Genomic DNA, 12,978 nt, shown 5'->3' with positions numbered 1-12,978 from the left:
GGCGTCAAGAGGGCGGGCGAAACGCGACGGCCGCCCGCCGCGGCCCCGGGCTACTCTCCACCGCCGGTCCCTCACCGCCCCCGGCTGCTCCCTGCCGCCGGCTGCCCTCCACCGCCGGCTACTCTCCACCGCCGGCTACCCTCCGCCGCCTGCTACTCTCCGCCGCCGTCGCCGCCCGCGGGCGCCTGCTGCGGCACCTGGACCTGCTCCGCGTGGGGCGGCACCATCGCGCCCGGCGGTACGTCCGACATGACGATCCCGGCCGCCAGCAGCGCCTCCCGGATCCGCCAGCGCAGCTCGCGCTCGACCTCGATGGACTTCCCCGGCGCCGTCTTGACCTGCACCTGAAGCATCGCCGTCCCCTGCGAGACGCCCGTCAGGCCGAGCACGTCGACCTCGCCCCACAACTGCTCGCTCCACGGCTCGGTGCGGCCGAACTCCTCGCCGGCGGCGACGATCACGGCGCGCACCCGGTCCAGGTCCTCGCCGGCCGCCACGGGCACGTCCACGACGGCCGTCGCCCAGCCCTGGCTGAGGTTGCCGATCCGCTTGACCTCGCCATTGCGCATGTACCAGATCGCCCCGTTGTCGCCGCGCAGCTTGGTCACCCGCAGCCCGACCTCGATCACCTCGCCGGTGACCTCGCCGACGTCGATGGTGTCCCCGACCCCGTACTGGTCCTCGATGAGCATGAAGACGCCGGAGAGGAAGTCCATCACCAGGTTGCGGGCGCCGAAGCCGAGCGCGACCCCCGCGACACCGGCGCTGGCCAGCAGCGGCGCCAGGTCGATCTTGAGCGCGGACAGGATAGTCAGGGCGGCTGTGCCGAGAATCACAAAGGAGGCGCTGCTGCGCAGGATGGAGCCGAGCGCCTCCGACCGCTGTCTGCGTCTCTCGTGGTTGACGAGCAGCCCGCCGAGCGCGGTGCCGTCCACGGCGTCGGCGGTGCGCGTCATCCGCGTTATCAGCCTGGTGATCATGCGCTGGACCACGCGGCGCAGCACGTACGCGATCAGGACGACGAGCAGGATCCGCAGGCTCACGCCCAGCCACGAGGTCCAGTTCTCCTGGATCCACCCGGCGGTCTCCTCCGCGCTCTTGCGCGAGTCCTCCAGCGGCGTCGGGGCAGGGCTCTCGGCAGCCGGGAGGGCGGTGGCGAACACGCGTGGAACCTTCCGTTCAGGGGTGGGCATACTCACCCTACCCGCCGCCCCAGCCTGCCTCTTTGCCGCTGCGAAGGCGCCCGGAGTCCGGCCGCGGGGGGCGACCGGACGGGCCTGTGTTGCGGTCCTGTTACCGCCCCGCGCGGGCAGGCGTAGGCCGGGGCCGAAGGGGGGATCAGCATCACGGGCACGGCCGCGGAACCTTGCCGGGTGGTTGGCCCGTTTACCTGATCGTGGCTGGCGCGGAGGCGGGGGTGCAGGACACACTGTTGACCAGATCGTCCCGGCGCGAGCCACGCGCCGCCGGCGTACAAGGAGGCACCGTGCCGCACGTCCTCGTCCTCAATGCTTCCTACGAGCCGCTCGGCGTCGTGCCACTGCGCCGGGCGCTCGTGCTTGTGCTGAACGGCAAGGCCGTCAGCCTGGAGGAGTCCGGTGCCTTCCTGCACAGCGCCACGCGAGTGATAGCGGCGCCAAGCGTCGTGCGCCTGCAGAGGTTCGTACGGGTCCCCGTCAGGGGGCCCGTTCCGCTCACACGCCGGGCGCTCTTCGCCCGCGACGGCGGGCGCTGCGCGTACTGCGGCGGGGTGGCCACGAGTGTCGACCACGTGATCCCGCGCAGCCGCGGCGGCCAGCACCGCTGGGACAACGTCGTGGCGGCCTGCCGCCGCTGCAACCATGTGAAGGCCGACCGGCCGATCCACGAGCTGGGCTGGCGGTTGCGCCACCAGCCCGCGCCGCCGTCCGGACTGGCCTGGCGGATCATCGGGACAGGGCATAGGGATCCGCGCTGGTTGCCCTACCTGCAGCCATACGGCGCGGACGAGGCCCTGGCCCGGATCGACGGCATCTCTGCCTAGAACCGGGCCTTTGTTATGCCCGGTGCGGTGCTCGCCGCCGTGCCCGCTGTGACGCCCGCTGCCGTGCCCTCTGTTGTGTCCGCTGTTGTCCGCAGTCGTGTCCGCTGTCGTGCCCGCTGCCGTGCCCGGAGCGATCCCCGCCGCCCCGCCGCCCCCGCTCTCCCCCCGGGGCGGCGAAGCCGCTCGGAACAGGAACCGAACTGATGCCCTGAGCGTGAAGAAGGGCAGGATGGGAGCCTGACGCCCCCCGCGTGGCGCGTTACGGTACCGATCCGAACAAGATCCCGGGAATCGCGGTGTGACGCCCTGTACGGGCCGCCATACTTGCCGACGTGCCCGGGGTGGACTGGACCCGCCCACGCAACCGGGCGAACAGCCAGCGACCCAGGGGGAGGTCACGTGACGTACCCGCCGCCGGCCGGCAGCGCCGCGCCGCCGGAGCAGCAGACCGCGCCTGCGTTTCCCGCGCAGGCCGGGCCGAACGGCCCACCCGTACCGCAGGCGGGCTCCCCCGCGGGCGGCGCCGCCGCCCCGCCGCCGCCCGCCGCACCGCCGGAGCGGCGCTCCGCGTTCGCCGAGGGCTTCGACCGGCTGCGCGCCGCCGCGACCACCGAGCCGGGCCGGCTGCGGATCATCGGGGCCGTACTGGCCGCGCTGGTCGTGCTCTTCGGGGCGCTGACCGCCTGGCAGGTCTCCGGCCGGTCGGCGGCGGCCGACGACGTCATCAACCGCAGCCAGCCGCTGAGCGCCGATGCCGCCGACATCTACCGCTCGCTGGCCGGTGCCAACACCACGGCGGCCAGCGGCTTCCTGGAGGGCGGGCAGGAGCCGCCCGAGGTGCGCAAGCGGTACGACGACAACATCGAGCGGGCCTCGCAACTGCTGGTGCGGGCCGCGGCCAACTCCCAGGGCGCCGAGGAGTCGCAGAAGCAGATCGAGAAGCTGAACCGGACGCTGCCCGTCTACACCTCGCTCGTCGAGACCGCCCGCGCCAACAACCGCCAGGGCCTGCCGCTCGGCGGCGCGTACCTGCGCTACGCCGACGAGCAGATGCGCGAGACGCTGCTGCCCGCAGCCCGGCAGCTCTACCAGTCCGAGACCGGGCAGTTGGAACAGGACTACTCCGACGCCAAGTCGTGGCCGTGGGCCGCACTGGTCAGCGGACTGCTCGCGCTCGGGGTGCTGTTCTGGGCGCAGCGCCGCCACTACCGCCGTACGAACCGGGTGTTCAACCACGGCATGGTGGCGGCCACCGCGGCCACCGTGATCGTGCTGCTCTGGCTGGCCGTCGGGCACACCCTCGCCCGCTCCGGCCTCGGCGACTCCGACCGGCACGGCGCCCAGTCGCTGCACGCGCTCAACGAGGCGCGGATCAACACCCTCACGGCCCGCGCCGACGAGAACCTGACGTACGTCAACCGGGGTTCCGTCACCACCGAGGAGGGCCTCGACAAGTACGAGGCCACCTACCTCAAAGGCATGAAGGAGCTGGCCGGCGAGGACGCCGACGCGCAGGAGGCGCCGGCGGACAGCATGCTCGGCCGGGCCCTGGAGCTGGCCGACGACGACCAGGGCCGCGAGCCCGTCGCCGAGGCCGTGGACAGCGTGCGCGCATGGCGCAAGCTGCACGGCGAGGCGCAGGACAAGAACGTCGCGGGCGACTACGAGTCCGCGAAGGACATGGTCATCGGCGGTGACGGGGAGAAGTCGACCAGCGAGTTCTTCGACCAGGTCGACGAGAGCCTGGTGACCGCCCTGGAGCACGAGCGCCAGGAGTTCAAGTCGGCGGCCGAGGACGGCCGCGGGGCGCTGTCCGGTCTGTGGATCGGCGCGGCGGTGCTCGCCGTGCTCGGCGCGGCCGGCGCGGTGTTCGGCATCGGCCGCAGGCTCTCGGAGTACCGGTGACGGCGAAGGGGGAGGCAGCGATGCCGACAGCGAAGACACCCACGACGAGCAGGACGGGCAGGACGAGGCGGAGCCTGCGCGGCTGGGGCGGCGTGGCCGGGACGGCGGCGGCGGTCGCGCTGACCGCTGCCCTGCTGCCCGGCCTCGCCGGCGACGACCGGCAGGACGGCGCGGCGGACGAGCGCGCCGCCGGCGGCGCGGTCGCGGCGCAGCCGGCGACGGCGGCCAAGTCGGGCCAGGAGGACTGCGACACCCCGGAGGCGAGCCTGCGGCCGTCCGCGACCGCCTCCGGCGACGGCGTCCAGCGGATCCTGGACCGGAAGCCCCAGCACCTGATCGTGGGCATCGACCAGAACAGCTATCAGTGGGGCTACCGCAACCCGCTCACGGGGCAGTTGGAGGGCTTCGACATCGACCTGGCGCGGGCCATCGCCGGGGAGATCCTCGGCCCGGGGGGCGAGGACAAGGTCGTCTTCCGCTCCATCCCCACCAGCCAGCGCATCCCGGCGCTGCAGGACAAGGACGTGGACATCGTGGTGCGCACGATGACCATCAACTGCGAGCGCATTGAGGACGTGGCGTTCTCCACCGAGTACTTCACCGGGGACCAGGCGGTGCTGGCGCCCGCCGACTCCGGCATCACCGGCTTCGACGAGAGCCTGGCCGGCAAGCGCGTCTGCACCGCCGAGGGCTCCACGGGCGAGGACGCCCTGACGGAGGAGTCGTACGGCGCGCAGGTCAAGACGGTGCCGAACCAGCTCGACTGCCTGGTGCGGGTGCAGCTCGGCAAGGCCGACGCGGTCGTCACCGACAACGCGCTGGCCGCCGGCCAGGCCGCACAGGACCCGTCGATGAAGCTGTTCGGCACCCTGAACCGCCCCGAGCCGTACGGCGTGGCGATGAACATCGACGACCACGATCTGGTGCGCCGGGTCAACAAGCTGCTTGAGGACTACCGCAAGGACGGGCGCTGGATGGACTCCTACGACGAGTGGCTGGCCGACGCCATGCCGGGGATCAAGGGCCCGCCGGACCCCGCGTACAAGGACTGAGCGGGCACACGCAGGAACAGCACGACAACGGGCAGAGTACGGCAGCACGGAGGGAAACAGATGCCGCTCCCGCCACGGGGCTCGATGGGCCGCGAGGAGGTCGATCGTGCGCTTGCGCGTCTGGGAGCCGAGCACGAGGCGATCGAGACCTCGCTGCTCGCGCTCCAGGACCACGCGGGACGCCGGCTGCTGGAGGGCGCCGAGCTGTCCGGTACGACCAAGGAGCGCTGGGCCGCCGCCGAGCAGGCGATCTCGCTGCTGTGGGGGCACTTCGACGCGTACACCGGCGCGCTGCGCTCGGCCCGCGAGATCCGCGCCCGCCGCCGTTCGCCCGGCAGCGCGGAGCTGGCCGAGCTGACGGCGCTGCTGCGGGACCACGGCGTCACCCTCGCACCGGGCGCCGCCGGGCCGCGTACCGTCGCCGGCGGCTATCCGGCGTCGCTGACGGGCCCGGCCAGGCTGTCGGAGTCGCTGAAGCTGGACGAGCTGGTGGAGCGGATGAACCGGTGGTACGCGGAGGTGATCGACGTCGTCGCGGCGGCGGACTCCGTGTGGTCGGCGCTGCCCGCGCGCATCGACCTGCTCGCCGCCGAGCTGCAGCGCACCCGTTCGCTGGCCCAGTCCGTCGGGGTCCGCTCCGGGGAGCACCCGGCGGGCGACGACCTGGAGCGGATCACCGCGGAACTGGCCTCGCTCCGCGACGAGGTGGTACGCGACCCGCTGGCGTTCTGGTCCCGGCCCGCGGGGCGCAGCCCCGGCGCGGCGCCGGGCGGCGGCACGCCGGACACCGCGCGCTACGACGCGGCGGCGCGCGGGCTTGAGGACGTGCGCCGGGAGATCGACGCCGTGCTGCACGTCCGGCAGGACGCGGAGGAACGGCTGATCAGGGTGCGTGACGTGCTGTCGCGCGCGGACCGTACGCTGGGCGAGGCGCGCCGCGCGCGCGGCGAGGTGCTGGCGAAGATAGCGGCGTCCGAGGTGCCGGCGGTCAGCGGCCCGCCGACCGCGCTGAACGAGCAGTTGGCCCGCGCGGTCGAGTTCCGCAGGCGGGCCCAGTGGCACCGGCTCTCGCCGCTGCTGGAGAGCCTGGAGCAGCGGGCCGAGGAGGAGTTGCTGCGGGCGCGGGAGTCGCTGACGGCGGTGACCGCGCCGCTGGCCGTGCGCGCGGAGCTGCGCGGCCGGCTGGACGCGTACAAGGCGAAGGTGGCGCGGCACGGCTTCGCGGAGGACCGCATCCTGGTGGAGCGGTACGACACGGCGCGCCGGCTGCTGTGGTCGGCGCCCTGCGACCTGATCGCGGCGGAGCAGGCGGTGCTGCGCTACCAGCGGGCCGCCGCGGAGGTGCTGGCGGGCCCGGTTGATCGGCCAGGGGGCATGGCGTGAGGCTGGACGGAACGGAGTTGGGGGAGTCATGAGCAACGCGCAGGCATGTCAGCGGCCGGGCTGCGAGGGTACGTACGAGGACGTCGGCGGCGGCGAGCTGTACTGCGACACCTGCGGTCTGGCCCCCGTCGTCTCGCCGGACGGCGTCGTCGGCTCGGCGCCCACCGGGGTGACCAGCCACCGGCGCGGCAGCCGGGGCAGCCGGGGCAGTTCGTCGAGCAGCTCCAGTGCGTCGAGCCGGTCGAGCAGCACGTCGCGGAGCAGTTCGCGGGCGTCGCGCCGGTCGGTCTCCGGGCGGCTGTCGCGCGCGCTGACGGGGGCGTCCACGGGCCGCTCGGTCTCGGTCAAGAGCTCCCGCACGTCCGCGGTCGCCTCCCGCGGCAAGCTGGGTGCGGGCCTGGTGACGGTGCCGGAGGTGCCGCGGCCCGACCCGCGCACCGCGGTGCTGGAGAACCCCGAGGTGCCCGAGCGCAAGCGGTACTGCAGCCGCAGCGACTGCGGTGCGCCGGTGGGCCGTTCGCGCAGCGGCCGGCCGGGGCGCACGGAGGGCTTCTGCACCAAGTGCGGGCAGCCGTACTCCTTCGTGCCCAAGCTCCAGGAGGGCGACATCGTCCACGGCCAGTACCAGGTCGCGGGGTGCCTCGCGCACGGCGGCCTGGGCTGGATCTACCTGGCGATCGACCGCGCGGTCGCGGACCGCTGGGTGGTCCTCAAGGGCCTGCTGAACACCGGGGACGAGGACGCCATCGCCGCCGCCGTCTCCGAGCGGCGCTTCCTCGCGGAGATCGAGCACGCGGGCATCGTGCGCATCTACAACTTCGTCGAGCACCTCGACCAGCGCACCGGCAGCCTCGACGGCTACATCGTCATGGAGTACGTCGGCGGCAAGTCGATGAAGGAGATCGCCAACGAGCGGCGCACGCCGGACGGCAAGCGCGACCCGCTGCCGGTCGAGGTGGCGTGCGCGTACGGGATCGAGGCGCTGGAGGCCCTCGGGCACCTGCACAGCCGCAACCTGCTGTACTGCGACTTCAAGGTCGACAACGCCATCCAGCAGGGCGACCAGCTCAAGCTGATCGACATGGGCGCGGTGCGCCGCATGGACGACGACGAGTCCGCGATCTTCGGCACCGTCGGCTACCAGGCGCCGGAGGTCGCCGACGTCGGCCCGTCCATCGCCTCCGACCTGTACACGGTGGCCCGCACCCTGGCCGTGCTGACCTTCGACTTCCAGGGCTACACCAACGTCTTCGCCGACAGCCTGCCCGACCCCGACTCGATCGACGTCTTCAACCGGTACGAGTCCTTCTACCGGCTGCTGGTCCGCGCCACCGACCCCGACCCGGCCCGCCGGTTCGCCTCGGCCGCGGAGATGTCCGAGCAACTGACGGGCGTGCTGCGGGAGGTCGTGGCGCTCCAGACGGGCAAGCCGCAGCCGGCGCTGTCCACGCTCTTCGGGCCGGAGCTGCGGGTGGTGGACACCGAGCTGTTCCCGCCGGCGGCCGGTGAGACCTCGCAGCTCGGCTCCCGCGCCGTGAGCAAGCGCGAGCGCGCGGCCCGGGCCGCGGGCAACGGCACCCCGGCGCTGCCGGCGCCGCAGGGCGTACCGGCGCAGTTGCCGGGCGGCGGGCCGGGGATGGGCACGCAGGTGGCGCTGCCCGCGCAGATCGCCGACACGCTGCCGCTGGACTCCGCCGCGGCGGCGCTGGCGCTGCCGGTGCCGCGGGTGAACTCCAGCGACCCCAACGCCGGCTTCCTGGCCGGCCTGATGGCCTCCGCGCCGGCGGAGCTGACCGCCGCGCTGGCCAACGCGCCGACCGACTCCGTCGAGCTGCAACTGCGCCGGGTCCGCGCCCATCTGGAGCTGGGCGACCTGGCCGCGACCGGCTCGGAGCTGGCCGAGCTGGGCGAGCAGCACCCCGACGACTGGCGGATCGTCTGGTACCGCGGCCTGCAGGCCCTGGCCACCCGCGACTTCGAGACCGCCGCGCTGTCCTTCGACGCGATCTACGACGCCTTCCCCGGCGAGCCCGCGCCGAAGCTGGCGCTGGGCATCTGCGCCGAGGTGCTGGGCCAACTGGACAACGCCACCGAGTACTACCGGCTGGTGTGGACGACCGACCCGGCCTACGTCAGCGCCGCGTTCGGTCTTGCCCGGGTGCGGCTCGCCGCCGCCGACCGGTCGAGCGCGGTACGGGCGCTGGAGTCCGTACCGGAGGCGTCGATCCACTACACCGCGGCGCGCGTCGCCGCGATCAGGGCCCGGCTGCGCCAGCGCGCCCCGCAGGAGCCGCTGCTGACCGATCTGCAGGCGGCCGGTGCGCAGGTGGAGCGGCTGCAGGACGTGGGTCTTGACGCGGGCCGCAGAGCCCGGCTGTCCACCGAGGTGCTGGGCAGTGCGCTGGACTGGGTGCTCACCGGCCGCACCGGGGCCGGCGCGGGCCCGGCAGGTCCGTCGGGTCCGTCGGGTCCGCCGCTGCCGCTGCTGGGCTGCGCGCTGGACGAGAACGGGCTGCGGCTCGGTCTGGAAAACTCCTTCCGGGTGCTGGCCCGTCTCGCGCAGCACGGCCATGAGCGGATCGACATGGTCGAACGGGCCAACCGCTACCGCCCGAAGACCTGGGTATGAGAGGAAAGCCCATGGCGAACACACCTCCCGTATCCCAACTGAGCGCGTGCCCCTCGTGCGAGGAGCCGCTGGAGGCGGGTGACCTGTTCTGCGGGGCGTGCGGTGCGGATCTCGCCGCGCCCGCGCCGGCGCCGGAGCCCGTACCGGCGGCGGCGGAGCCCGCGGCGGGTCCCAACGGCGCCGCACCGGCGGCGGCCCCGGCGGCCCCGCCCGCCGCCGCGCCGGACAGCGGCCCGGCGGCGGCCCAGCGCACCGGCAGCTACCGCATCGCGGTCCCCGGGGCGGGGACGCAGGGCGGCGACTCCGGCGAGTTCCTGCTCGATGCGCCCGCGGAGGACCCGGAGCACTTCCGCCTCGACGCGCCGGCGGCGCCGCAGGGCGCCGATCCGCGCGCGGCGCTGGGCACCGCCGCCCCCGAGGCAGCCGCAGCCGCCGAGCCGCCCGCCGCCGGTCCGGTGCCGCCCGGGCGGCGCTGCATCGCGTGCCGTACGGGCGCGATCGACACCGACGGCTACTGCGAGCGCTGCGGCCACGCGCAGCCGCGCGAGCGGGACCACATGGAGCGGGAGCTGGAGGGCGTCGCCGCGGTCAGCGACCGGGGCCTGCGCCACCACCGCAACGAGGACTTCTTCGCCATCGCGGAGACGGCCCTGCCCAACGGCGCCCCCGCGACCGTCGCCGTCGTCTGCGACGGCGTGTCCTCCGCCAGCCGCCCCGACGAGGCCTCCGCCGCCGCCAGCACCGCCGGGGGTGCGTCGCTGCAGGCCACGCTGGGCCGCGGGCTGCACCCGCAGCAGGCGATGCACGAGGCGCTGCTCGCCGCCGCCGGCGCGGTCAACGAACTGGCCGCGCAGCACTCGCCGCTGAGCCACCAGAACGCGCCGGCCTGCACGATCGTCAGCGCGGTGATCGCCGGCGGCATCCTGACCGTCGGCTGGATCGGCGACTCGCGCGCCTACTGGGTGCCCGACGACCGCGCCGCGCCCTCCGCCCGGCTCACCGAGGACGACTCGTGGGCGGCGCAGATGGTCGCCGCCGGGCTGATGTCCGAGGCGGACGCGTACGCGGACGAGCGCGCGCACGCGATCACCGGCTGGCTGGGCGCGGACGCGCACGAACTCGACCCGCACACGGCCTCGTTCAAGCCCGACGGTCCTGGCGTGGTGATCGTGTGCACCGACGGCCTGTGGAACTACGCCGAGGCGGCCGGTGAACTGGCCGCCGCGGTGCCGCCCGACGCCGCGGCCCGGCCGCTGCACGCGGCCCAGGTGCTCGTCGGCCACGCGCTGGACGGCGGCGGCCACGACAACGTAACAGTGGCGGTTCTCCCGTTCCCCGGCCCGGCGGGCGGGGCAGGCCCTTCGTAACGGAGGGGGGACGTACGGGGGTCGATCCGCCGCGGGGGGCGGCGCACGTAAGGTGGTCAGCCTCCCTTGCCCGGCGACTTGTCTACATAGATTCTCATTAACATCAGTGGGAGGGGACGAGATGGCCAACTTCGAGAAGTCGAACGCGCCGGCATTCTCGGTCGAGGTCTACCAGAACGAGTACCTGCCCGAGGGCGGCCGGGAAGTGAACGCGATCGTGACCGTCGCCTCGACCGGTGGCGGCACGACGGGCGGCATGCCCCTGCCTGCGGCCGATCCGGCACGTGCCCGGTCCGGCTCCGGGAACCCGGACGCGGGTGTGGTGATCATGGTCGACTGCTCGGGCTCGATGGACTATCCCCCCACCAAGATGCGCAACGCCCGGGACGCCACGGCCGCCGCGATCGAGACGGTACGCGACGGCGTCGCCTTCGCCGTCGTCGCCGGCACCCACGTGGCGCGCGAGGTCTACCCCGGCGGCGGCCGGCTCGCGGTCGCCGACGCCACGACCCGTACCGAGGCCAAGGAGGCGCTGCGCAAGCTGAGCGCCGGCGGCGGCACCGCGATCGGCACCTGGCTGCGGCTCGCGGACAAGCTGCTCGGCTCCGCCGAGGTGGCGATCCGGCACGGCATCCTGCTCACCGACGGCCGCAACGAGCACGAGTCGCCGGAGGACCTGCGGGCCGCCCTCGACGCCTGCGCCGGCCGCTTCACCTGCGACGCCCGCGGCGTCGGCACGGACTGGGAGGTCAAGGAGGTCACCGGCATCGCCTCCGCGCTGCTCGGCACCGCCGACATCGTCGCCGACCCGGCCGGTCTCGCCGCGGACTTCACGCAGATGATGGAGGCCGCGATGGGCAAGGAGGTCGCGGACGTCAGCCTGCGGCTGTGGACGCCGCAGGGGTCGGCCATCAAGTTCGTCAAGCAGGTCGCCCCCACCGTCGAGGAGCTGACCGAGCGGCGTACGGAGGCCGGCCCGCGCGCCGGCGACTACCCGACCGGCTCGTGGGGCGACGAGTCCCGCGACTACCACGTCTGCGTCGAGGTGCCCCCCGCCTCCGTCGGCCAGGAGATGCTGGCCGCCCGCGTCTCGCTGATCCTGCCGCAGCCGGACGGCAGCGCACAGACCCTCTCCCAGGGGCTGATCCGGGCGGTGTGGACGGACGACATGGCGGCCTCCACCCGGATCAACGCGCAGGTCGCGCACTACACCGGACAGGCCGAACTCGCGCAGGTCATCCAGCAGGGACTGGAGGACCGCAAGGCCGGCGACATGGACGGCGCCACGGCCAAACTGGGGCGCGCCGTCCAGTTGGCGAGCGCCTCCGGCAACGCGGACACCGCGAAGCTACTGTCGAAGGTGGTCGACGTGGTCGACGCGGCGAGCGGTACTGTGCGTCTGAAGGCCAAGGTCGCGGAGGCCGACGAGATGACACTGGAGACACGGTCGACGAAGACCGTCCGCGTCAAGAAGTGACGAGAGTGAGACAGGGGGATCCACCGAGATGGCGACCTGCCCGAACGGTCACCCGTCAGGAGCCGAGGACTGGTGCGAGGTGTGCGGCATCCGCATGCCCGGCGCCGTCCCGCCGCCGGCCGCCCAGGTCCCGCCACCGGGCCCGGGGGGTTACGGCTACCCCGGTCCGCCGGCCGGCGGCCCCGCCGAGCCCTGCCCCTCGTGCGGCACGCCCCGGGAGGGGCAGGCCCAGTTCTGCGAGGAGTGCCGGTACAACTTCGTCACCCAGAGCGCCCAGCCGTACGTGCCGCCGACGATGGCCTCCGGCTTCTCGCAGGGCTTCCAGCCGCAGCACGGACAACCCCCGCAGCACCCGCAGGGGCTGACGTACCAGCCGTCGGGCCCCTCGCAGGTCCACCGCGGCCCCGAGCCGCTGGGCCCGGACACCGGCGCGGGCCCGCTGCCTCCGCCGCCGCCCCCGCCGCCGGGCCCGGGTCCCGGCGTGCCCCCGCAGGCGCCGCCGGCGCAGCAGGACCCGCGGATGGGCGGCGGCGACTTTCTGATCACGCCGCCCAGTTCGGCGCAGCCGCCGCCGCAGCACGGGCAGCAGTTCCCCGGCCAGCAGTTCCCCGGCCAGGGGCCGCCGCAGCCGGTGGGCTGGGTGGCGGTCGTGGCGCCGGACCGGGAGTATTTCGCGGCGATGATGTCGCGCAGCGGCCCCGACGCGCAGGGGCTGAACCTGCCGGCGTACTCGCCGGAGCAGAAGGTGCCGCTGGTCGGCCCGCAGGTCGCCATCGGCCGCAAGCGGCAGTCGACGGGCGAGGTGCCGGACATCGACCTCGCCAGACCGCCCGAGGACCCGGGCGTCTCGCACAAGCACGCCATGCTCGTCGAGCAGCCGGACGGCGGCTGGGCGGTCGTCGACCAGAACAGCACCAACGGCACGACCGTCAACGGCGCGGCCGACCCGATCCAGCCCTTCATCCCGGTGCCGCTGCGCGAGGGCGACCGGGTGCATGTCGGCGCGTGGACGACGATCCGCATCGAGCGGGGCTAGCCGCCCGCTCACCCCGCACGACCGCACCACCTGCATCACCCGCACCACCCGGACGGCCCGGCGCCGCAGCATGACGAACCGGCCGGCCGCGGCGATGTCGTACGGA

At 74.0% G+C, this 12,978-nt stretch carries 10 protein-coding genes; 8 read left to right on the top strand and 2 right to left on the bottom strand.

Annotated elements, in window-relative coordinates:
- Nucleotides 1-152: 152 nt before the first annotated feature.
- On the bottom strand, nt 153-1,163 hold the full coding sequence (locus tag B124_RS16685; RefSeq protein WP_496503635.1) for a mechanosensitive ion channel family protein: 1,011 nt from the start codon (nt 1,161-1,163) through the stop codon (nt 153-155).
- 323 nt (nt 1,164-1,486) lie between these two features.
- Between B124_RS16685 and B124_RS16680 the strand changes: the two genes are divergently transcribed.
- The 4 genes from B124_RS16680 (at nt 1,487) to B124_RS16665 (ending at nt 6,363) form a co-directional block, all read left to right on the top strand.
- Nucleotides 1,487-2,023: an HNH endonuclease gene (locus B124_RS16680; RefSeq protein ID WP_027770178.1), complete on the top strand. Its 537-nt coding sequence runs from the start codon at nt 1,487-1,489 to the stop codon at nt 2,021-2,023.
- A gap of 399 nt (nt 2,024-2,422) precedes the next feature.
- Nucleotides 2,423-3,928 (top strand): GlnX family signal transduction membrane protein, encoded by a 1,506-nt coding sequence (locus B124_RS16675; RefSeq protein WP_496503634.1) that lies wholly within the window; start codon nt 2,423-2,425, stop codon nt 3,926-3,928.
- A 20-nt stretch (nt 3,929-3,948) separates the two neighbouring features.
- Nucleotides 3,949-4,980, top strand: coding sequence for a glutamate ABC transporter substrate-binding protein (locus B124_RS16670; protein ID WP_496503633.1), 1,032 nt, complete (start codon nt 3,949-3,951; stop codon nt 4,978-4,980).
- Between the two features lie 84 nt (nt 4,981-5,064).
- Complete coding sequence (locus B124_RS16665) at nt 5,065-6,363, top strand: coiled-coil domain-containing protein (RefSeq protein ID WP_496503692.1); 1,299 nt, start codon at nt 5,065-5,067, stop codon at nt 6,361-6,363.
- Between the two features lie 48 nt (nt 6,364-6,411).
- On the opposite strand, the gene B124_RS16660 is transcribed toward B124_RS16665, so the two are convergent.
- The gene (locus B124_RS16660) at nt 6,412-6,723 is read right to left on the bottom strand and encodes a hypothetical protein (RefSeq protein WP_496503632.1); all 312 of its coding nucleotides are present in this window, start codon (nt 6,721-6,723) and stop codon (nt 6,412-6,414) included.
- Nucleotides 6,724-6,763: 40 nt separating this feature from the next.
- Between B124_RS16660 and B124_RS16655 the strand changes: the two genes are divergently transcribed.
- The 4 genes from B124_RS16655 to B124_RS16640 all read left to right on the top strand — a co-directional run bounded on the left by B124_RS16655 (nt 6,764) and on the right by B124_RS16640 (nt 12,872).
- Entirely contained in the window at nt 6,764-8,992 is a 2,229-nt protein-coding gene (locus B124_RS16655; protein WP_496503631.1) for a serine/threonine-protein kinase, read from the top strand.
- A gap of 11 nt (nt 8,993-9,003) precedes the next feature.
- The gene (locus tag B124_RS16650; RefSeq protein ID WP_496503630.1) at nt 9,004-10,359 is read left to right on the top strand and encodes a protein phosphatase 2C domain-containing protein; all 1,356 of its coding nucleotides are present in this window, start codon (nt 9,004-9,006) and stop codon (nt 10,357-10,359) included.
- Between the two features lie 121 nt (nt 10,360-10,480).
- On the top strand, nt 10,481-11,836 hold the full coding sequence (locus B124_RS16645; RefSeq protein ID WP_496503629.1) for a vWA domain-containing protein: 1,356 nt from the start codon (nt 10,481-10,483) through the stop codon (nt 11,834-11,836).
- A gap of 28 nt (nt 11,837-11,864) precedes the next feature.
- A complete protein-coding gene (locus B124_RS16640) occupies nt 11,865-12,872 on the top strand; it encodes an FHA domain-containing protein (RefSeq protein ID WP_496503628.1) in 1,008 nt (335 codons plus the stop codon).
- Nucleotides 12,873-12,978: the final 106 nt, after the last annotated feature.

The sequence above is a fragment of the Streptomyces sp. CNP082 genome (assembly GCF_059570535.1).
The sequence above is the reverse complement of the archived record's forward strand: the minus strand, read 5'-3'. Positions and strand labels throughout refer to the sequence as shown.